This window comes from Belliella buryatensis, assembly GCF_900188245.1.
GTDB classification, from domain to species: domain Bacteria; phylum Bacteroidota; class Bacteroidia; order Cytophagales; family Cyclobacteriaceae; genus Belliella; species Belliella buryatensis.
In genome coordinates this window covers 36,917-59,238 of sequence record NZ_FZOK01000011.1, presented here as the reverse complement: position 1 = coordinate 59,238, position 22,322 = coordinate 36,917, and the positions used below count along the sequence as shown (strand labels likewise).

The 22,322-nt window shown below is 38.0% G+C and carries 14 protein-coding genes; 4 read left to right on the top strand and 10 right to left on the bottom strand.

The window, feature by feature from the left end; genetic code table 11:
- The first annotated feature begins 9 nt into the window (after nt 1-9).
- Nucleotides 10-1,014: a PDC sensor domain-containing protein gene (locus CHB66_RS11990; RefSeq protein ID WP_089241259.1), complete on the top strand. Its 1,005-nt coding sequence runs from the start codon at nt 10-12 to the stop codon at nt 1,012-1,014.
- Nucleotides 1,014-3,905: a PAS domain-containing hybrid sensor histidine kinase/response regulator gene (locus CHB66_RS11985; protein ID WP_089241257.1), complete on the top strand. Its 2,892-nt coding sequence runs from the start codon at nt 1,014-1,016 to the stop codon at nt 3,903-3,905. The genes CHB66_RS11990 and CHB66_RS11985 overlap by 1 nt, the downstream gene beginning before the upstream one ends.
- 24 nt (nt 3,906-3,929) lie before the next feature.
- Here CHB66_RS11985 and CHB66_RS11980 read toward each other — a convergent pair whose 3' ends face one another.
- The 10 genes from CHB66_RS11980 to CHB66_RS11935 all read right to left on the bottom strand — a co-directional run bounded on the left by CHB66_RS11980 (nt 3,930) and on the right by CHB66_RS11935 (nt 16,525).
- Nucleotides 3,930-5,237, bottom strand: coding sequence for a dihydrolipoamide acetyltransferase family protein (locus CHB66_RS11980; protein ID WP_089241255.1), 1,308 nt, complete (start codon nt 5,235-5,237; stop codon nt 3,930-3,932).
- An 83-nt stretch (nt 5,238-5,320) separates the two neighbouring features.
- Nucleotides 5,321-6,586, bottom strand: coding sequence for a competence/damage-inducible protein A (locus CHB66_RS11975; RefSeq protein WP_089241253.1), 1,266 nt, complete (start codon nt 6,584-6,586; stop codon nt 5,321-5,323).
- A 65-nt stretch (nt 6,587-6,651) separates the two neighbouring features.
- The gene (locus tag CHB66_RS11970; RefSeq protein WP_089241251.1) at nt 6,652-7,437 is read right to left on the bottom strand and encodes an SDR family oxidoreductase; all 786 of its coding nucleotides are present in this window, start codon (nt 7,435-7,437) and stop codon (nt 6,652-6,654) included.
- Nucleotides 7,434-7,934 carry a dihydrofolate reductase gene (locus tag CHB66_RS11965; RefSeq protein ID WP_089241249.1) on the bottom strand — a complete coding sequence of 167 codons (501 nt, stop codon included), beginning with the start codon at nt 7,932-7,934 and terminating at the stop codon, nt 7,434-7,436. Before CHB66_RS11965 ends, CHB66_RS11970 begins: the two co-directional genes overlap by 4 nt.
- Before the next feature lie 229 nt (nt 7,935-8,163).
- Nucleotides 8,164-9,093, bottom strand: coding sequence for a DUF4412 domain-containing protein (locus CHB66_RS11960; protein ID WP_089241247.1), 930 nt, complete (start codon nt 9,091-9,093; stop codon nt 8,164-8,166).
- A 121-nt stretch (nt 9,094-9,214) separates the two neighbouring features.
- On the bottom strand, nt 9,215-9,670 hold the full coding sequence (locus tag CHB66_RS11955; protein ID WP_089241245.1) for an RES family NAD+ phosphorylase: 456 nt from the start codon (nt 9,668-9,670) through the stop codon (nt 9,215-9,217).
- Nucleotides 9,667-10,089 (bottom strand): type II RES/Xre toxin-antitoxin system antitoxin, encoded by a 423-nt coding sequence (gene parS, locus CHB66_RS11950; protein WP_089241243.1) that lies wholly within the window; start codon nt 10,087-10,089, stop codon nt 9,667-9,669. The genes CHB66_RS11955 and parS overlap by 4 nt, the downstream gene beginning before the upstream one ends.
- A 70-nt stretch (nt 10,090-10,159) precedes the next feature.
- Complete coding sequence (gene fmt, locus CHB66_RS11945) at nt 10,160-11,086, bottom strand: methionyl-tRNA formyltransferase (RefSeq protein WP_089241241.1); 927 nt, start codon at nt 11,084-11,086, stop codon at nt 10,160-10,162.
- A 309-nt stretch (nt 11,087-11,395) separates the two neighbouring features.
- Nucleotides 11,396-14,356 carry a S9 family peptidase gene (locus tag CHB66_RS11940; protein WP_245812722.1) on the bottom strand — a complete coding sequence of 987 codons (2,961 nt, stop codon included), beginning with the start codon at nt 14,354-14,356 and terminating at the stop codon, nt 11,396-11,398.
- Between the two features lie 9 nt (nt 14,357-14,365).
- Complete coding sequence (locus CHB66_RS11935; protein WP_089241239.1) at nt 14,366-16,525, bottom strand: S9 family peptidase; 2,160 nt, start codon at nt 16,523-16,525, stop codon at nt 14,366-14,368.
- A gap of 107 nt (nt 16,526-16,632) precedes the next feature.
- On the opposite strand from CHB66_RS11935, the gene CHB66_RS11930 reads away from it, so the two are divergent.
- On the top strand, nt 16,633-20,949 hold the full coding sequence (locus CHB66_RS11930) for a PAS domain S-box protein (protein WP_089241237.1): 4,317 nt from the start codon (nt 16,633-16,635) through the stop codon (nt 20,947-20,949).
- A 58-nt stretch (nt 20,950-21,007) separates the two neighbouring features.
- Entirely contained in the window at nt 21,008-22,312 is a 1,305-nt protein-coding gene (locus CHB66_RS11925; protein ID WP_089241235.1) for a hypothetical protein, read from the top strand.
- The last annotated feature ends 10 nt before the right edge of the window (nt 22,313-22,322 follow it).

Sequence of the window (22,322 nt, the reverse complement as noted above, 5' to 3'; positions counted from 1 at the left end):
TAAAGGTTTATGAGACGCAAACCATTACTTTTTCTTATTCTTTTTCTGATAATAACTGCTTGTCAGCCAAATAAAAACTATTCCTCTGAAGAAAAATCATTGGAGGTAGAGGCGTTTATAGCATTATTGGACTATGATTTTGAGGCTTTGGAGCAAGAGCTAGCAAGATTGGGTAATCAAATTCAAAAACTTTATGCCTCTAAAGATAGTGTACTGGCTTTGGCAGATCGTAGTAGATACAAGATTGAGGGGCATTATGCTAATTCTGCGCCGAACGAAAATCCAGAGTTGAGCACATTGTACTTGCCTAAAATCCCCAATACAGACCCACAAGCTGTAGAGGAGATGTTGCTTTTAACTAACCCATTGGACGATGCTTTCAGGAGGGTTATTAGTAATAACGAAGTCATATCCCAAGTATACCTCAATAGTAAAGTACAGTTCAACAGATTGTATCCACCCTATGATGCAGCTACCATGTTGGATCCAGATTTGGATGTAACTTCTTATAATTTTTATTATGAAGCTGATGAAGTTAATAATCCAGAGAGAAAGATGGTTTGGGTGAGAGAAATATATATTGACCCCGTCGGAAAGGGATGGGTGGTCTCATTATTGAACCCTGTTTACATTGATGATGACCTCAAGATGGTCTTAGCTTTTGATATTTCGATCAATGCGATTTTGGATAATTATCTATCACAAACTAATCGAAAGTTAATAATACTGGATGAAGCAGGAACTGTTATAGCAGGAAAGTCAAGAGCTATAGAAGCTTTAGCCTTACCACCTTTGAAAAACCACACTTATATTCAGACGATTTCTTCTGATAGCTTTAGACCTGAAGAATATAATCTTTTCAAAAGTAAAAATAAGACCGTAAGAAGTATGATTTCTCATTTCCTACTTTCAGGTGGCGACAGATATTTACTCAATGAAGGTTTAGACAATTTCGAGGTTGGAGCATACAAGATGAAAAGGACAGGTTGGTTAATTTTAGATGTAGAAATCTGATGATAGATATTGAAAAACAACCTTCAAACTCATATAGCAAGGCCTATCGATGGTTTGTGATTACTGGTATTTTGGTAGTTTTGCTTGTCGTTTTTTTGGCTTTTAATTTTTATGATGCACTATCCAAAAATCAACTTGAAGCTAGAAAGCAATTCCTAAATAGACAAGTAGAATTGGCAGCAAAAGATATACAGAATCATTTTGGTGTTACCTATGATGATTTAGTTTTTTTTGTCAATAATCTAGAGCCTTGGACCTACCAAGTTGAGAATGAGCAGATGGCTTTTGAAGGACGGGCTAGACGGGTTTTCAATAATCATCGCAATTTATTGGATACCATAGTGGTTGAGTTTCCTGATCAAGTGGTGTCTTTTCACTTTGATCAAAGGAATAATTTTGTAAAAAACTCTTTCACTAACCTTGATGAAGCTGTCCAAAATAAGGATGCTTACATCAAATTTGAAAATCCTGTAAAGAAGGTTAAAATCCTAGCAGCGATTAATATAGAGAGATTTTTGGGTGATCAGTTGGGTAATTATTACTTAGGAATCAATAGTGAAAAACTCTTGTTTTTCAATGGGCAGCTTTTTGGTGTTTTTGAGTATATGCCTACTAAAGGCTACAAAATTCAGCAGGAGGTATTCAATACTATCCAGAAAGATATAGAAATAGGTTTAAAAGGGAATTACCAAGGTTTTTTAACTAATGAACCAGAGAGCAGGGAGTTTGAAGCCTTGATTTTCCAATATCCATTCACATTATACCCACTCAATGATAAATTTTCTGTGGTTTTTGTTCAAGATAGACAATCCATCACTTCAGGGATTTTCTCAACTTATGCCTATTTACTTGTAGGTTTGATGTTTTTACTTGTCGTGGTAATCTTGATTTTATACCGATTTATCAAAAACGCTCAAGAGTCGAATAGGGTTTTGATGCAGAATTCTGATAAGATCACATCACTTTTTAGGCAACAAAGTCTCCTTTTGCAAGAATCTAAAGGCTTTATTTATTTTCAAAATGCAGACCGGAAAATGACGAATGTCAGTAGTGAAGTGAAAAAGATTTTGGGTTATGATGAGACAGAATTTATTGATGGATTTAAATCATTTATCGACCCTAAAGATGATCAGATATTGGATACAGTCATTCAAAAGGCCATTGAAAATAAAGAAGAGAGTTTTTCTTTGGAGTTTAATTTTTTAAGAAAATCAGGGGAGTGGCTAAGGGTTCGTGTATTTGAAAAATTGTTTTTTGATGATAAAGGCGTTTTCACTGGAAATGTAGGGATCTGTACAGATATCCAAGATCGTTTTTTGGCAGATCAAGAATTGTTCAAGAGTAATAATAGATTGGTTTCAGTTTTACGAAGCTTACCTGATATTATCTTTATTTATAATAATGAAGGTATGTTTTTGGATTACTATGTTCAGGACGAGAGCCTATTGATTAGCTCTGCTAGCGAATCAATAGGGAAAAATATTAAAGAAGTCCTGCCCGAACCACTAAGTCTAGAAATAATGGAAGGTTTTGAGCGGGTAAAGAAAACAGGGAAACTGGTCACCATCGAATTTGAAGCTATATCTCAATCTGGGAAGAAGATATTTGAAACACGACTTTTCAAATTGGATGATGAACGTGTCATTTCCATAGCAAGAGATATCACTGGGCAAAAACTTTGGGAAAAGGGTTTGCAAGAAGCTATGGAAGCGGCAGAACTAGCCAACAAAGCCAAATCAGAATTTTTGGCAAATATGAGTCATGAGATTAGAACGCCAATGAATGGTTTGCTTGGAATCATTGGTTTGATGGAAAAGACCAATCTTGACGTGCAGCAGCAAGAGTTTCTGCAAGTAATCAAGGACTCTGGTCAATCACTTTCAGTAATTATCAATGACATCCTTGATTACTCCAAAATTGAGGCGGGGATGATGAAACTGGATGTGAGTAAATTTCACTTCAAAAATGAGATTGAAAAAATTCTTAAAATATTCAACGGCCTTGTTCAGGAGAAAAGAATTAGACTGAGGTATACTTTTGGACCATTGATGCCTGAATATGTACAGTTAGATAGAACTAAACTCGGTCAGATTCTATTTAACCTGATTGGAAATGCCGTGAAGTTTACACCGGAAGAGGGAGAGATCAGTATTCATATCACGGGGGAACTTTTTATGGAAACGAATGTCATTCTCTATTTTACTATCATAGATTCGGGTATTGGTATACCTGCTGATAAAATCAACTCTTTAACCCAGCCCTTTGTACAGGCTGATGGAAGTACTACTAGAGAGTACAAAGGGACGGGTCTTGGTTTGGCTATTTCAGAGAAGCTGATAGAACTAATGGGTGGAGAGTTGAAAATTACCAGTGAATTGGGTAAGGGGTCTGTTTTTGCCTTTAATCTTTATGGGACGGTCTGGTTGGAAGAAGAGCATTTTCTTAGCGAATTGCCAGACCAAAAGCTGGAGGAATTCGAATGGGGCAACATGGCCAAAACCTACCCAGTTGATATTTTATTGGTAGAAGACAACGATACTAATTTGAAATTTATGAAAATGCTCATGAAAGAGTTGGGATATAAAATTAATATAGCAAAGAATGGGGTAGAAGCGGTATCTGCTGTTCGTGATGGTAAGTTTGATCTAGTGCTGATGGATATTCAAATGCCAAAAATGAATGGTCTTGAAGCTACGGAAATCATCAGACAAATGGATGATGAGAAAAAGAATGTCCCTATCATTGGCTTATCAGCAAATGCTTTTCAAGAAGATATCAACAATGCTATAGCGATCGGAATGGATGGCTACCTAACCAAACCTGTACAAGTTCAGGAAATAGCCCTCACCATCAAAAAACAATATGAAAAGAAAGCAAAAAAGGAGGCTTAGAAGCCTCCTTTTTTGCTGAATTGATCAAAGCTCAGTTTCTAAATCAAATGCCTCTAGGTAGTCAGCCACTCTTCTTACAAACATCCCCCCAAGTGAACCATCTACAACTCTATGGTCATACGAGTGGGAAAGGAACATCTTATGTCTGATAGCGATGACATCACCAGTTGGAGTTTCTATCACAGCTGGCTTCTTGGTGATTGCTCCTACTGCGAGAATTGCCACCTGAGGTTGCATAATGATCGGCGTTCCCATGACATTGCCAAAAGATCCAACATTAGAAATCGTATAAGTGCCTCCTCCCAATTCATCAGGAGAAAGTTTGTTGTTTCTAGCTCTAGTAGCCAAATCATTCACTTTCTTAGAAAGTCCAGTCAAGTTGAATTGATCAGCATTTTTGATATTGGGTACGATCAAATTACCCGAAGGTAAAGCGACTGCAATTCCAATGTTGATATCTTTCTTTTTTATGATATTCTCACCATCAACAGAAATATTGATCATTGGAAAATCCCTAATGGCTTTTGCAACAGCCTGAACAAAGAAAGGAGTAAAAGTAAGTGCCTCGCCCTCTTTTTTCTTATAAGCATCTTTTACCTTATTTCTCCAAAGAACGATATTGGTTACATCCGCCTCCACAAAAGAAGTTACATGTGGAGATATACGCTTGGAGTCAAGCATTCTTTGAGCGATCATCTTACGCATTCTATCCATTTCGATAATCTCGTCATGGGCAGAAATACTCACCTCTACCTTAGGCATAGGTGCACTTGCTGATGGTTTTGGTGTAGCTGATTGTGGAAGAGGCTTTTGTTGACCTCTATTTTTGAGGTATTGAAGCATGTCGTTTTTGGTGACTCTTCCATCTTTGCCCGTTCCAGAAATAGCGGCTAATTCGGCTTTTGAAATATTTTCTTCCTTAGCAATACTTTGTACCAGTGGAGAGTAAAAGCGATTATCTCCCTTAGAATCATCAGATGAAATACTTTCAACCAAAGTTGCTGTTTGCGCAGGAGCTGCTGCGATCAATTCTGCCTTATTAGCAGTCTCAGGAGAAGGTGCTTCAGTATTGTCTGATTGAGAGACTTCCTCATCAGTTTCTATGATCGCAATCGTTGCACCTACAGCGACTACATCTCCTTCTTTAACTAATATTTGCTTCAAAATACCACCATATATAGCTGGAACTTCTGTGTCCACCTTGTCCGTGGCGACCTCCAAAACAGACTCATCCTGCTCGATTTTGTCTCCTTCTTTTTTAAGCCATGTTAGGATGGTACCCTCTATAATGCTTTCACCCATCTTGGGCATTACCATTTCTACAGTTGCCATGTTTATATTATTTAATTGGGTTTATTTCTGACTTTTAAAATTAAATTTTATTTTAGGTAATACAAAATCATTTAATAAAATTTTTATTCTGTTTTTCCTAAAATGCATAATCTTAGTAAATTCAAGGCGGCTATAGCCGTCAATTGAATATTCAACATTCTGTCTTGAGTTAATTGAAGTTTTTTACTGACTGTTTTTCCTTCATATGCACAAGCGATCCAAACCGTGCCAACTGGTTTTTCTTTCCAACCTCCATCTGGGCCTGCTATTCCACTACTTGCCAAACCATAATCTGCACCAAACATTGTTTTGATATTTTCGGCCATTTGGATGATGGTTTCTTCACTTACAGCTCCATATGCTTTCAAGGTATCGGCATTTACATCTAAAATTTCATTTTTGAATTGATTGTGATACGGGACCAAAGAACCTTGAAAATACTTACTACTTCCGGGTATGCTGGTGATTAGATGTGAAATATATCCTCCAGAACAGCTTTCTGCCAAAGCTACTTTTTTATTTGCCTGTTTCAAAAGTCTACCAATGGATTCTTCCAAGCTTTCATGGTTGTAGCCATAGATGTACTTATCAATTAGAGGTCTGACTTGATCAATGGCAGTTTCTACCTCAGCCTGAAGTTCGTCGTAGTCATCTCCAAAAGCTGTCAGTCTGAGCTTCACTTGACCAAGAGATGGGAGATAGGCCAATTTGATATGATTTGGAAGATTTTTTTCCCAATCTTTGATGATATTGGCTAGCCAGCTTTCACCAATCCCTACAGTTTTAATTACTTTATGATAAATTACTGGGAGAGCATAAAGTGATTTTATTTTTGGGAGTACGAAGTCCGTCATCAATTTTTTCATTTCGTGAGGTACCCCTGGCATTGACATCCATACTTTGCCATTTTCCTCAAACCACATGCCCGGAGCTGTTCCTACTTCATTGGGTACGTAGGTGCATTTGGTAGGTAAGTGAGCTTGCAATCTGTTTAATTCAGTAAGCTCTCTTCCTCTTTTTTCAAAAAATATTCTTACCGCTTCCAAGGCTTCGGGTACCAGCTCAATGGAGCATTTGAAGTATTCTGCCAGTAGCGGTTTGGTCAGATCGTCATTTGTCGGACCTAGTCCACCTGTCATTAAGATGATGTCTGCACGCTTTTCGGCATCTGCAAATGCAGCTAAGATGGAATCTCGATTATCACCAACAGTCGTTCTTCTTACTACTCGTACGCCAATTTTATCCAACTCTTGGCTGATCCAATGGCTATTGGTATCTATGATCTGACCATAGAGGAGCTCGTCTCCGATGGCTAAAATCTCTGCTTTGATCTCTTTGTAATTAGTCATTTTTGGGTAATCTTTTGCTTAAAGAGAATGATAAGTAATGAAATTATTGGCGAAAATTCTCTCGACTATCTAACTTTGGCTTTTCTGATAAGTTTTGAAAAGACCTTTGGGAAGAAACGTTTCAAGTATACCGCCAAAACTTCTTTTCCCCCTATTAGCACTTCCTCTTTTTTGCGATCCAAAGCCTTTTTGATTGCTTGGGCACAATCTTCGGGACTCATTCCTTTGTCCTGTGCTTCATCCATTTCGTTAAGTGGAGTGCCGTCAGCCGTGAGGGCATTGATGGAGACATTGGTGCGTATGAAACCAGGACAAATCATGGTTACCCAAATATTTTCTTTATATATCTCAGCTCTTAATGAATCAAAAAAGCCATGTAAAGCATGTTTGGCTGCTGAATAAGAGGATCTATATGGGGATCCAAATTTCCCCACTAGACTACTTACCACACCAAAATGCCCAGATTTTCTTTCCACAAAGTGAGGAAGAATCGCCTTGCTCAAAGCAATGGTTCCAAAAAAGTCTATTTCCATAATCTTCCTGTCCACTTCTATGCTTGTATCTAGAGCAAGGGATCTTTGGCTAATTCCACCATTGTTGATCAAGATATCTATATGGCCAAATGCCTTGATTGCATCTGTTACTATTTCAGTGAATTGGGAGCTGTCAGCTAAGTCTAAAGGGAGTACGTAAATATTTCCCGTGTTTTGACAGGTTGCTTTAAGATTTTCTAAAGCCTCTTTTTTTCTACTTGAAATGATGATTTTCCAACCAGCTTGATGGTAAGTTTTTACCAAGGCTTCACCTATTCCAGAAGAAGCTCCCGTGATCCACACTACTGAGTCTATCATGGATTGATTCTTTTATAAATCATAAAATTGAAATCATACTCGTTTTTATCATCTTTTGGGAAGTGCTCTGAGTGTACAATTTTCCATGCTTTACGGTCAAATTCAGGGAAAAAGGCATCTCCCTCAGGAGCAGCTTGTACCTCGGTAATGATCATTTCGTCACAGAATTGTATTGCTTCCTTGTATATTTGAGCTCCACCAATGATAAATACTTGATCTAAGTTCCTACTGATGCCCAATTGGATAGCCTCCTCAAGAGAATGTGCCAAAAAGTGACCTTCCGGAACTTCAAAGTCTTTATTTCTACTGATCACGATAGATGTACGGTTGGGTAGTGGTTTGCCCATAGATTCATAGGTTTTTCTACCCATGATGATATGGTGACCAGTAGTATATTTTTTGAAGAGTTTCAAATCTGATGAAAGTCTCCAAATCAGCTGATTGTCTTTGCCTATGACATTATTTTCAGCCTTGGCAACTATTAAAGATATTTTCAATGTGGGAATTTATAGGTTAGGAACACAAGATACCAAGGATTTTGAAGGCAAAAAATCAAATTGTGAAAATGAATTTACAGTATTCAAGTTTTCATACTTTGACTAGTTATAGGTCTTGCGGGATGATGATGTTTCATATGACTACAATTGACCCGCATCTAGAAAAAAGTCCATCAATTTTTTAAAATAGATGGACTTTGGTTTTAGGTAATAGGGTTGTTTGTCTTTTTTACTTTTCTTCTCCCTTAAGGATGTTCGGATAGTCTTTCATGATAAAATTTGAGGGGCTATTATCATTGATTTCTGTTATTTTAATTTCGCTCTTAGATTGGTCTTTGTGACTTTCAAAATACATCTCCATCATGTGACCATTAGGGAGATTGTCCATTCTACCACTTTGCTGTTGATAAGCTTTGGTGCTCATGAGAGGGTTACCCTCACCCCAAAATGTCCCACTTCCTTTGACTGGCTTATCTGTAATCCAATAAGTCGCTTTTCCATCTTCTGATTCTGCAATATATTCTTCACAGGTGTATCCATGTATGACTTTACTATTACCAGTTTTACGAATTTTGAAATCCGCATCTTCCAAATCGTTTTCCCAGTCTGTCATATCTACTCCCTCTGACATTGCTTCAAAATCATAACTATAAGCCATGCTATTTTTCTTTCCGTCGGAATCTATTAAGAAAATCGAAGCATTTCGCTCCATATCATAGATGAGGACGGTCTTAGCATTACTTTTTTTATCTTGATTTTCAAATTCCATTGCAACCGCCTTATCACTTTCAGAGATATATGTTTTCATCATAAAAGGGTCTAAATCTTTCCCTTTTTCATCTACACTTTTGACAACCATGGTTGTATAGCCATCAAAATTATAAGTATCTGCAACTTCTACATCCATAGAAATTCCGCTAAGGATCTTTTCCATGTTGAATCCGCCTCCAGCAGGCATATCAGGTCCATAGATGTTTTCAAATGCCTTTTCAAGTTGCCTTTGCGCAATGTTTTCTGCTTCTTTTTCAACTCTTTTTTCTAAAGCATTGCTTAGTCCTCTACTTGCGGCTTGTTTCAGCCTATTGCCAATTTGTGCTTCTGATTCTGCTGCTGATGAAAAGAGAAAAATCAGTAAGAAAAGTTTTATCATTTTTTTCATATCAAATAGATTTTAAATAAGGATATAAAATTACCACTTGCTGTGATGAAATTCAAAAATTCGAGTATAAAAAATGCAAAATCAATTGTTGATCAAAGAGATAAGCTGTCCTATGTTCTATTTATGGAAAAAGTCTAGCATCAAATCGCATTGGTGAGATTGATAGTATTTCTAAGTTGTCAAATTGAGGATGCATGGGGTTGATGATATAATTATTCTCCTCTGGTACCACAGCTGAAGGGACTTGAAGTATAAAATATTTTCGTTCCAATAAAAATTTGTCTCCGATATCTTGAGTAAAGTGACTAGGGGGTGATTCTTTCCAAGAAGGATCCAAGTCTTCCAGATGGATTTTTTTAATTAATAATTCTGGAACTTGGATTTTGACCAATTGTAGGTCTTTGGGGACTTTAATAGGATTGATGTGCACAGCTACTTCTAGCATGGCCAAAGATATGGAAGCAGCTGTGTAAAGTGCAGGTTTTCCTTTGCTATTCCATCTTGCACCATAGAGCATGGCACCTTTTCCGCTGAGGTCATTAGCGTATGCTTCTCTGCTGATGCGATAGACTATCATACAAAAATACCATGCTGAATCCTCCCTAACTCGTCCTTGACTAAGTCCATCCCAAAAGAGGTATCTAATAGCGAAAAGGGAGTCTGTGAACCCAATGGAATAGAAGTCTCATAAAGCCATGATTTGAATAAATCCATATCGCCAAATACCTCCTCGCCAAACTTGAAGAGCATGGCTAATTTAAGGATGCGCTCACAATGAATTGATTCAAATGGCTTTTGGTCTTTTTTGTAGCGCTGCATGGTCCTCTCTGATACGTGTAAGAGGTCAGCCCAACTCTCTTCTGGGATAGGGCTATCTGCTACGATATTTGAGAAATCTTCATAAGCTAGCCCATTACGGCTGGTCTTTGCTAGACGTAGTGAAAGTCTATCTCCTGCAAATCCATAGCTGGCAACAAAATCACTGACAATCCCCATGGCTCTTGATTTTATATACAACAAATGTCGTAAAAAATCAGACAATTGGCAAGTTTTTTAATTGTTATTTTTAAGGTAATTTATTTCCTCTCAGGAAGTCAGCTATAGGCATTCTCTTTTTTCCTTCTAGTTGTAGCTCTAGGATATTGAGACTGCCATTTCCAGTTTGAAAGGTTAATTTGGATTTACTATCCGAATAATATTCTCCAGGCTTTAGATTTGGAAGGTTTTTATCACTTACTTCTGTCAGATAGATTTTACAGTTTTTATCTAAGAAAGTGGTCCAAGCTGCTGGATAAGGAGAGAGCCCACGTACCAGATTATGGATTTCTATGGCAGATTTGTTCCAATCTATTTCACAAGTCTCTTTGAATATTTTGGGAGCATGATGTAGGGCATTTGATTCATCTTGTGGAAGTGGATGAATATTTTCTTCTGCTACAGCTTGGATTGTTTTGAGTACCAGTTTTGACCCTTTTTCCATCAATCTTGTATACAATGTTCCAATATTATCCTCTGGATGAATAGATTCTTTTTCTTGGAAGATAATACTTCCTGTGTCTATTTCATGCTTGAGGAAGAAAGTAGTGACACCTGTTTCTTTTTCACCATTGATGATGGCCCAATTGATAGGTGCAGCGCCTCTGTAATTGGGTAAAAGTGAGGCATGCAAATTGAATGTCCCTAATGGAGGCATATTCCAAACTACCTCAGGGAGCATTCGGAAAGCTACGACTACTTGTATGTCTGCCTGAAAGGATTTTAATTCATCTAGGAATTCGGGTGATTTGAGGTTGGTGGGTTGTAAAACTGGTATGTTAAGTTTGAGCGCGGCTTCTTTTACTGGTGAAGGTATCAGTTTTTGTCCTCTTCCCTTCGGTTTATCAGGTGCGGTAATTACAGCTACTATATTCCAGCCATTTTCGGCCAATATTTCCAAAGAAGGTACAGCAAACTCAGGCGTACCCATATAAATAATTCGAAGGTCTTTTTTCATATTCACTAATGCACCTTTTTAATATAGAATTACAAAGGTATCCTATAAAGTTTTCGAATGAAGTCTATTTGAACCGAATTGTATACTTTTAAAAATTAAAAAAGTCTTTGCCACTGGCAAAGACTTTTTTTTGAATCTCGTGGATCCCACTTAAAACTTAAACACCTTTACAGATTTACTCTTAAAAGCATTTCAAATATGATTATAAAATTTTATTCAAAAAATAGCTACTTGTAGGTATTTTTTGAACTATCATATTTGAATAGTGAAATAAAATATCAATAAAATTATTTAAAATTAATTTTATTTTTAGTTATTCCCGAATACTCTTGTCTCTAAATGTTCTTCCAGCTTGAGTTTCTCAACGCCATCAGCAATCCAGTCTGGTGCTTCTTTTCCTTTGAGGTGATGGTCGAAGAATTCCATCATTCTTACGCTGTAATCCTTTCTGTTTTCCAACTTAGACAGTCCGTGATTTTCACCTTTGTATTGAACCATGATCACAGGTTTTTTCAATCTTCTTAGCGCATTGTAATATTCAATACCCTGAGTGAAATCAACAGCCCCATCTTTGTCATTATGCAACATCAAAAGTGGTGTTTTGACGTTTTTGACATGATATACGGGTGAGTTTCTTTGATAGGATCCCCAGTTTTCCCACGGGCCTCCTGTGAATCTTCCTTGAGAAGCTTCGAAGATGGACATATTGCCGCCACCAGTATTCCAGTAGATCAAGTCATACATGGAGATCATATTGGTCAGTGGTGCTCCAGCTGCTGCAGCTTTGAACATGTCAGTTTGTGTAATCAAGAAGGAAGTCTGATAACCTCCCCAAGAATGGCCATGAAGTCCCATTCTATTCTCGTCGATTACACCTGTTTTGATGGCTTCTTTCACTGCTGGTAAGACACACCATACTGCAGACATTCCTGGATCATCCATAGTATAGACGATGTCTGGAATAAATACCGCATAACCATTACTTGTGTAGATATTAGGATTCCAGCCTGTACCACTAAATCCCGGAGCATTATAATTATGTAAGGTTTGAGAAAGTTTCTCGTAATAATAAATGATAGTAGGGTACTTCTTGCCTTCTTCATAATTGGCCGGAAGGAAAAGAGCTCCTTGAAGTTCGGCTCCTTTGTCTGAAGTATAATCTACCAATCTCACTCCAGATGACCATACAAATTTTGAGGCATCAGGCGTATTCTCTGTCAGCTGAGTTTGTTGATTGATTTGGGCATCGGTGAGATAGTATTCGGTAGGTTGATTGAATGTCTCTTTTGTGAAGAAATAGACAGGAGCATCTTTAGCTTTAGTAAACCTATTGATATTGGCATCTTCCCAAATCAAAGACCTAGCACCTGTTTTCAATCCTGCTTTACCTGGTTCTATAGAGACAATTCCACTCTTTTTAGAATTCTCTCCGTAGCTTCTGAAGTACTGAGTTTGCTTCCAATCGTAGCCTTTTTCTTCATCATCTAAGACAAATCTGCTTTGGTATCTGATGTTTTCTTTTCTGCCGTTTTGGGTTAGATTCACAGCTTTTTCCTTCGGGTTCAAAGGAACCTGCCAGATATCCCAGCCATCTCTCAATAAGACATATTTACTGTCATTGCTCCATCCCAAAGCATTCTGCATCGGTTTGATCACATTGTGATCATCTTCTTCATTGACAAAGGTGACAGGAATGGATTCAGTAATATTGGTTTTGCTTTCGTTGTTCAAGTCATAGATGTAGAAATGTCCATCATATGCATATAACATTTTAGTCCCATCAGGTGATGATCTTGGATAGGAAGCGAATGAAGGAAGATAGAATTTTTCAAATAGTTGCTTTCTTTCACCATTGGAAAGGTCAACTACATAAATATCTCTATAATTCTGTCCATCAAGGTTGATGTCCAGTTCATAAGCACTCTGATCTGCTCCGAGTGCAAATTTCTCCTGAGGCATCAAGGTCAACTCTTTCATGCTGCTGTCCTGAAGTACAATATGCTTACCTGACTTCACATCATACATAGCCCAGAAACTGTAGTTTTTGTCCTGATTTTCTAGCACTTGCTGCCTGGACTGCAGTCTGCTGTCTTGCCAATGCCAGATGGTCATATCAGGCTTTGTCAAATCTCCATTAGAAGTTGCTGGCTTGGATTTGGTACTGTCAGCTTTTGCGATCGCTTTTTGAAGATCAGCAATAGATTTGATAGAAGTGTCAGCCATAATTTTCGCCAATTTCTCAGCCTCAGCTGCTTTGACAGAGTCTTGATCTACTTCTTTTTTGTCCTCTTTTTTATCTTCTTTTTTGGCAAGAACAAGCGGATGTATGCCATAGAATAGCTTATTTAAGTCCTCAGACCATTGTGGTCTTCTGTTTGGGCTGATGGTGTAGTCCTTTGAGAAATTGACACTATCCTTCACAGGATCATAGATTGTCAATTGTGGATTATTCAGGTTTTTGACACCGATCAATTTACCATGATCTTGTTTATATTTTTTGTCTTTGACCATTTTGAGCAAAGCAAAAGCATCCCCATTTTCAGTCCAATTTATGGACTTGTACGATGCTGCATCACTGTCTAAGACTTGCGTGCTATTGCTGGCCATATTCATCAGGTAAATTCCATTGCCAGATTGATTAGCAGCATCGACTACATAGGCCAAGTGTGACCCTGACTTATTAAAAGAAAACTCCAGGACGTTACCTAGATTCTGTTTTTTACCTGAGTTCAATTGTACCATAAGTAAATCAGAACCTTTAGCATCACCATTTGTACCTTCTTTGGTAAGATTTAGTGCCAAGTGAGAAGCGGCTTTTCCATTGAAAGAGAAGTTGGCTACTTTTTCAAATTCAGACTTTTTATCTTCCTTTAAGTCCAATAGGATTACTTTTTCAGGAAGAGGCTTGCCTTTATTTGCTTTTTTTTCTTTCTCTTTTGGATATTCTTTGAAGGCTATCCATCTGCTATCTTCACTGAAGCTTAGGCTCGCAAAGTTGGTAGAACCAATTGCATAAGTCTTTTTTGATTTTGGATCATCTGTTTTTTGGATAATCAATTCCCCATCGCCTTCTACAGGTAGCATAGCATAGGCCATCCATTTGCCATCGGGAGACATCCTAACACTATTGCTGGAAATGGATTTCCAAGAGGGGATGTCTTTCCAGTCCATTGGACGAGGTTCGGATTTGTCCTGCGCATTAGCTTCAAAAATGAAGAGAAATGCAAACAGGAAATAAAATAGCTGTTTTTTCATTGTTCTGTTTTTCATTGGTTTTAATTATGGGTGGGCTACATAGCGTTCAAAAAACTCCATGATACGTCCGATTCTGTCTATTCTCCTATGTACAGCCCCAGACCTTGATAACTCGTGACCTTCATCTGGATATCTGACATACTCTACTGGTTTACCGAGGATTTTTAAGCTCTTGTAGAGCAATTCAGATTGACGGACACCAGTTCTGTAATCCACATCGCCATGCTTGATCAATAGAGGCGTTTGGATATTAGCCACGTAAGTTTGTGGACTGTTATAATCCATGATTTCTTTCACACCTTCTTCCCATGGATACCCAAAGTGATTTGGAACCAATCTCCATGCATTTCCTTCACCAAGGAAAAAAGTCAGTTCGTAAACACCTCTCTGAGAAAATGCTGCTTTGAATCTGTGATCATGTCCGACTATCCAAGCAGTCAAATAGCCTGCATAGGAACCTCCTGTCAGGAAGTACTGATCCTTGTCAATCCAGTCATATCTATTGGTCGCATCATCTAGTGATCCTAGGACATCCGCAGCAGGACCGTCTCCCCAATCTCTATAATTGCCTTTTTGGAAAGCTTTGCCATAGCCACCGCTTCCTCTTGGATTGGCATAGACTACTCCATAACCCATGGCTGTCATGACTTGGAATTCATGCCACATGGATCCTTCACCCGGACCCCACATAGCAGAAGGCCCACCATGCATCTGAAGCACTGTTGGATATTTGACACCTTCTTTTCTATTCACTGGCTCCATTACCCAATAATCGATGGTGAAACCTTCAGGTGTTTGAATTTGATGTGCTTTTGGTTTGGAAATTTTCTTACCAGCTAGCCAGCCTTCATTGAATTTACTCACTTGTTGTGGAGACTTGTTTGCAAGGTCAGCCACGTAAAATTCAGAAGGATTTTCGATTTTTATCAGGCTATAGACCATTTTTTGCCCTACGATGTTCAGGTTACCCACACCTATTGGCCCGGTGATAATGGGGTCGATTTTGCCATTAATTGGATTGACTTTCCAGAGTGAAGTACCTCCTTGATTGCCTCCCGTGAAGTAGATTGATTGGCTATCTGCTGTCCATTGACCACTAGAGATGCTTCTGTCAAGATTTTCGGAAAGCCATTTGAAGCCAGAGCCGTCAGGTTTCATCACACCGATCATACTTTGGTTATAACTAGGCTCTTCTATGTTTTGACCATTGATAAGTAACCATTTTCCATCAGGAGAGAAAGAAGGGTTGCCGACCCTATGATTATCCAATTTGAAAAATACCCCAGAAGCCTTAGTTTTTAGGTCAATTTTCCAGATTTCAGCATGTGATGTTAGGTCTGGATGCTCCTCATTTTTTAATGAAGACGCTAAAATATAGTTTCCATCAGGAGACCAAGTAGCCCCAAAGTAACTTTGGAATCCTTGGGTGATTATCTCAGATTTTTCAGTATTGAGGTCATAAATGCCTAGATGAGAGAAGAAAAGGTCTGGACTCAAGTCTTTCTCGCCAAGGAAATTTAAGCGATCTATAACCCTTGGATCATTTTTGGCTGCATTTTTTGCCAACCAGGCACGGAGTTCTTCCAAGTTTCCATCAGGATTCGGTTTGATTTCCTCCTTGCCAATTCCAGCATTGATTGCCTTATAATTTGGTTCGTCACCATATTCTCTGCCAGGTCTTTGGTGTTCCCACTCAGGCCTTCCATCCACAGTCCAAATAGGGAAGGTAGAGGAGAATAATATTTTCTTACCATCAGGAGACCATTGAGGACTGCTTGCGCCATTTTTTTCATTAGTTAGCACTTGACTTTCCCCTCCGTTCATTGGAAGTATCCAGATTTGAGCCTTACCGTCTTTGGGTCTTACAAATGCCAGATGCTTGCCATCTGGAGAAAGTGCAATAGAAGAGACATTGTACTCTGCAGAAGTCAAAGGTCTAGTTGCGAATGGTGCTGTAAGGTCAGCTATAAAAGCTTGGCTTTTGTAGCTATACTGATCATTTCCTTTGCTCTCCACAAAGTTTTTTACAAAAACTACCTGCTTACCATCAGGGGTAATTTGATGTGAAGAAGTAGTGATGATTTTGGTCAGATCAGTCAACTGAATCAAGTCATTTTCTTGTGCGATACTGTATTGCCAAAGCAGCAGGAATAGCACAAATAGGGTTTTTGTTTTTTGGAACATTATTTTAATTTTAGTTGCAAATATGTTTTAAGAGAAAATGTTGTAGTTTAGTCGCAAAGCTTATATTGTACATCCTATCTGAATCGAAGCTAAGATTATTTTCCAAGATGAACGAATTCACCCCAGTAGACTTAATTAGTTTTTTTGATCAAGTAAATGAACCTATTTTGGTGTTTGCACCTGATAGAATTGTCTATCTCAATCAGTATTTCAAAGATAATTTTGATCTGAATGTCCAAGGATTTCATGATTTTTTCGAGGCAGATACAATTGAATCAGAAATTAACAAATTTTTTCTTGATGGTGACTTACCGAAAGTGGAAATTATCAAATCTCTTAAAGATAAATCTGGTAACCTAAGAAGTTTCGAATGGGTTTTTGTAAGCATGCCAAAAGGGGAATCAGATAGGTTACTCTTTGTCAAAGGTAGATTGATCAAAGATATCATGGAAATATCTGAGATGGCTACTCGTTCAAAGTCAGCAAACGCGGATCTTGAGTTGGTCAAGAGCATTTTGCGCTATAACCATGATATGGTGGTGATTTTGGATGAAAAAGGGATGTACAAATTCATCAGTTCCTCTATCATTGAGAAATTAGGTGTTGAACCTGAAAAAGTATTAGGAAAAACCTATATAGATTTCATCAATCAAGGTATTTTGAAAATTGTAACTGGTGATTTCGAACAACTTTTGGGGACGGAAGAAGAGGTGAATTTTGACTTCTGGATCAAAATTCCAGGAAGAAAAAAAATTTACATAGAGAGTTATGGAAGGAATCTTCTCAAGGATCCACAGATTAGAGGAATACTATTCAGTGCTCGGGATATCACAGACTACAAGAAAGCAGAGAAATCACTTCAAAAGCGTTATGAATTAGAGCGGCTGATCAATCGAATTTCCAAAAAATTTGTAAATGCGACGCAAGAGCAATTAGACGAGGTATTCAACGATTCCTTGCGTATGTTGGGAGAATTTGAAAAAGCAGATCGTGCTTATATTTTCCTTTTCCATGAAGTCAAAGGAGAGATAGAGTATGCTTATGAGTGGGTGGCTGACGGAGTTGAGCCGCAGATGGAATTCATGAAGAGTATACAGATCACGGATGATCTACTTACGATCAAGTCTCTCAAGGAAGGGGAAATTTTTATCATTCCAGAAGTGTCCAAAATGGATGATAAATTCGCCTATGAAAGAGAAATCTATTTGCAACAAGGGATAGAATCAGTGATCCTTATACCGATTTTTTCTGAGAATAAATTGATTGGATTCTTTGGGCTAGATGCTGTAGGGCAAGCAAGAGCATGGCACGAGAAGGATGAGTATGTACTACGACAGCTTGGAGATGTGTATGCGGGTACTTTTATCAATAGGTCTATCAAGAAGCGTCTTGAACGAAATGAAAACTTACTGACTTCGACAGAATTGCTTGCCAAATCTGGTTCTTGGAGATACAGTAATTCTAAGAATAGACTCTTCTTCTCTAAAGGTTTAAATATTCTATTTGGACTAGACGAGCATGTTGGGTCTGCATCAGTTACTGAACTGATCAAAAAAATTGATAAAGCTGATAGAGTTGGATTTTTGGACAATATCAACCAGGCAATTAATAAGCGTAGTTCTATCTCAGGAGAATTCAACCTCATCGGTGCTGAAGAGACCAAGTATATTAGCTACACGATAGAGGTAAGGAATATTCCAGGCACATCAAGCTTTGAGATCTACGGTTACTGTACTGACATCACTGATAAGCGTGATGCAGAGAAATACCTCAAACTCCAATCACAGATTCTTGCGCAAGTTAATGATGCAGTTTATGTGACTGACAATCAGTTGAAAGTCATTTATATGAATGAAGCAGCTTTTATGGAATGTCAATTGGAAGTGAAGACCAAGTTTGAAGGAAAGATCACTGAATTGTTCGATTTTAATTTTCAGGAGGAATTTGATTTGATCGAAATATTACAAAAACTTGATGGAAAAGATGAATTTAGAAAAGAACTTGTCTTAAAAAATATCAAAGGAAAAACTGACCCCTATGAATTATCTGTACAGGTTTTTTGCAATGATTTGAAAGAGCCCATTGGTTTTTCTTTTTTGATTAGAAACTTATCTCAATTGTTTAAACAGCAGGATTTGGCTAAAAAGGCTAAAATGATCGTGGAGAATAGTTCTGCAATTCTTTTTACAGTGGACCCCAATGATCACTTTAGATTGGTCTACATCACTGAGAATATCAAGCAATTTGGATATCAAGCAGATTTTCTACTGGCTAGTGGAGTGAGTATTTTGGATTTGATTCATCCTGATGACGCAGAGCAATTGGTGGAATATCATTATGCTAAAAAAGATGGGAAAGGAGTACCAGCATTTTCTGGAGAATATAGAATTCGTAAAAAAGATGGCACCTATCGCTGGGTGGAAGATAAAACGCAAGAAGTATATGATTCTCAGGGAAATATTATCTTACATGAAGGCTTGCTTCAAGATATTACCGAGCGCAAAAAAAATAGAGAAGAAATTATCCGTTCACAACAAAGATATAGAGTCCTTGCTGCAAACATTCCTTTGACGAATGTCTTCCTGATTGACAAAAATCTCACTTATATCGTGGCGGAAGGGACAAATTTCGGGAATTGGGGCATGTCTTCTGCTGATTTTGAGGGGAAGTCACTCGAAGAAATCCATAAGTACAATCTTCACGAAATCAAGCCTGCGGTAATCAGAGCCTTGGAAAAGAGAGAGTTTGTGCAAAAAACCTTACTTTATAAAAAGCGGGTCTATGAAATGACTGTTAGACCGATCGTTTATGACGGAGAAGTAGAATATGCATTGGGTATAGTAAGAGATATCAACGAAGAATACGAAGCTAAGGAAAATCTCAGGACAAGTGAGGAAAAGTATAGGACGCTGGTAGAAGAGTCAACTGAGATCATTTTCTCCCTATCCTTGGATATGGAGTTGACCTATGTGTCTCCCAATGTGAAGCAGTTTTTGGGTTACGAATATAAAGAAGTCACAGGTAGGAAACTGACAGAGTTTCTCCACGAAGATGACTTGATGGTGTTTTCTGATATCTTGAAATCTGCCTCTACTGATTTTTTTGAAGTGAATCAATACCTAGAATACAGGCTAAAGCACAGATCAGGTGATTATCGGGTATTTAGCTCTAATGGTAGGTTGATCAAAGATGAAATGGGTAATATCCGACATTATACGGGGATTGCCCGAGATATCACAAAACTCAAAGAAGCTCAGCGCGAACTATTTCATGCCAAAGATCGAGCAGAGAAAGCATCTACCATCAAATCTCAATTCTTGTCTATCATGAGTCATGAGATCAGGACTCCAATGAATGCAGTTATAGGAATGGCACATTTATTAATAGAAGATGAGCCGAGGCCTGATCAATTGGAAAATTTGAGAACCCTTCAGTTTTCTGCTGAAAATCTACTTGGATTAATCAATGATATTTTGGATTACAGTAAAATAGAATCCGGAAAAATAGAATTGGAAAGAGTTGCCTTTGATCTTTCTTTGGTTTTCAATCGCATCATTCATTCTTATACTTATCAGACAAGAGAAAAGAGCCTCGAAGTCAGTTTTGACGTGGATGGCAGGCTTCCTAAGGTGGTAATGGGAGATCCAGTTCGACTGGCACAGGTTGCGAATAACTTGATTTCAAATGCGATCAAATTTACCGAAAAGGGGTTTGTAAGAATTCATTTGAAAAACCTAGAGGAAACTACAAATGAGGTCAAAATTAGGTTTGAGTTTGAAGATAGCGGAATAGGGATTCCTAAGGAAAAATTGGGGAGTATTTTTGAAGCCTTCACACAAGCAAGTGCAGAAACTACCCGCAAATATGGAGGTACTGGACTTGGATTGGCCATTGTGAAAAGATTAGTAGAATTATTTGGCGGACAGATACAAGTGGACAGAATGCCCCACGGCGGAACTATGTTCTCTTTTGAGATAGGGTTTGAAAAACCAGATATTCAATTGCTTGAGAGCAAAGAAGAAAAAGTGAATACTGAGAAAAATTTGTCTCATGCCAAAATTCTCGTTGCTGAGGATAACTTGGTGAATCAAATTATGATCAAGAAGTTTTTGAATAAGTGGGGAGTAAAAGAAGTCATCATGGCCAACGATGGTAATGAAGCCATAGAGGCTGTGCTATCTCAATCATTCGATTTGATTCTATTAGACTTGCAAATGCCAGAGAAGGATGGATTTGAAGTGGGCGAATTTATCCGTGCTCATAAAGATGTCTCAATAAGGAATCTTCCTATCATTGCACTAACAGCATCATCTTTGTTGGAGGTAAAAGATCAGCTAGAAGCTGTAGGGATGAATGACTACATTCCAAAACCATTCAATCCAGATAACCTCTATGCCAAAATCATCAAATACCTTAATGTTTGATTTTACAGCGCTTTTCTATTGAGGTTTTTCAATTAATTTTGAAAGACAAATGCCAACTATGAAAAATCTTGTTTTCGTTTTTATTTTCTTTTTTTCTCTTGGAGCCTTTGCCCAAAATAATGAAGGGAATAGATCTACCTTCTATGTGACCTATGGGCACACAGGAGCCAATCTAAGACTATTCAATGAAATGTTGGCTAATAAAGGGCTCACCCCCATGCGAAATGGATATTCTAATCTAGGGATGGGTTATCAAACAAGGTATAATGACTTTATCCTAGGATTTGAAATTTATCAAAATGCAGGTCTTAAATCTACTTTCAATGGATATGACATTGATTACAGGTCAACCCGTGCTTTGCTCAATGTTGGTTATGCCTTGACAGAAGAGGGTCGATTTCAGTTTATACATTACATGTCTTTAGGCTCTGGCTTTTTGAACTTTCAGATGTTGCGGGAAAATACCGCTCAAAATATCAATCAATTTCTGGAACAACCTCAGCATGGATTTATCTTGAGAGACGGTAATATTCATAAAGGATCAAGGTATTTTACTGGTCTATTGACAGAAATAGGATTTCAGATGAGTTATGATTTAGACATTCCTGGAAGAGAAGAGGTTTTTGAAGTGATGGCAAAGTTTGGCTACTCTTTCAGTCCATTTGAAGAATCATGGGAATTGAACGGAATTCGATTTGGGAATGTACAGAGTGGCGCTTTTTTCAGAGTTGGTACGGGAATTTCTCTTCCAGATCGAAACTTCTTCTATCGTGACGCCTCTCTTTCTGCTCAGATATTGACGGGGTTTCATTTTACGCAGCCTAATCGGTTCAATGAATCTCTTGAAGCAAATGGATTAGAAGCTTTCGAAGGTCGACCTAATAATTGGGGTATCAAAATTCTTGGTGAGTCCAAAGGTTGGCTCTATGGCATGGATCTTTATAATCTAGGGATGAAAGGTCAGGCGAAAGAAAATCACTCCCATACCCTCAACAGTGTAAGGATGTACGGGAATGCAGGGTATAAATTCTTTGAGCGAAAAAATTTCGAAATAGGTGGATTGGCAGGTCTTGGTTATGCTAATATTAGATATACGCTTACCAATAATATCAAACCTGACTTTCCAAGACTTTTTGAGGAGCCTGATTTTGATGGGTATTTGAGAAATGCAGGAATGATGGCAAAGCCTGAGCTTTATATTGCTTATGGTATTCCTTTCACTTCTGAGAATGTCTTCAACTTACTCTTTTCTGTGCACGGAGGCTATGAAGTTCCGCTAAGTAGGTATCGCCTGGCCAGCGTGCCTATGTATCAGTATATGTCAAATTCTTATCTACACTTCACAGTAGGAATCAGGCCATAATCGCTTTTTT

Coding starts and splice junctions, on each gene's coding strand:
- CHB66_RS11990 (WP_089241259.1), top strand. CDS start 10: ATGAGACGCAAACCATTACTTTTTCTTATTCTTTTTCTGATAATAACT.
- CHB66_RS11960 (WP_089241247.1), bottom strand. CDS start 9,093: ATGAAAAAAATGATAAAACTTTTCTTACTGATTTTTCTCTTTTCATCA.
- CHB66_RS11930 (WP_089241237.1), top strand. CDS start 16,633: ATGAACGAATTCACCCCAGTAGACTTAATTAGTTTTTTTGATCAAGTA.
- CHB66_RS11955 (WP_089241245.1), bottom strand. CDS start 9,670: ATGATAGTCTATCGCATCAGCAGAGAAGCATACGCTAATGACCTCAGC.
- CHB66_RS11985 (WP_089241257.1), top strand. CDS start 1,014: ATGATAGATATTGAAAAACAACCTTCAAACTCATATAGCAAGGCCTAT.
- CHB66_RS11980 (WP_089241255.1), bottom strand. CDS start 5,237: ATGGCAACTGTAGAAATGGTAATGCCCAAGATGGGTGAAAGCATTATA.
- parS (WP_089241243.1), bottom strand. CDS start 10,089: ATGGGGATTGTCAGTGATTTTGTTGCCAGCTATGGATTTGCAGGAGAT.
- CHB66_RS11940 (WP_245812722.1), bottom strand. CDS start 14,356: ATGAAAAACAGAACAATGAAAAAACAGCTATTTTATTTCCTGTTTGCA.
- fmt (WP_089241241.1), bottom strand. CDS start 11,086: ATGAAAAAAGACCTTCGAATTATTTATATGGGTACGCCTGAGTTTGCT.
- CHB66_RS11925 (WP_089241235.1), top strand. CDS start 21,008: ATGAAAAATCTTGTTTTCGTTTTTATTTTCTTTTTTTCTCTTGGAGCC.
- CHB66_RS11970 (WP_089241251.1), bottom strand. CDS start 7,437: ATGATAGACTCAGTAGTGTGGATCACGGGAGCTTCTTCTGGAATAGGT.
- CHB66_RS11935 (WP_089241239.1), bottom strand. CDS start 16,525: ATGTTCCAAAAAACAAAAACCCTATTTGTGCTATTCCTGCTGCTTTGG.
- CHB66_RS11975 (WP_089241253.1), bottom strand. CDS start 6,586: ATGACTAATTACAAAGAGATCAAAGCAGAGATTTTAGCCATCGGAGAC.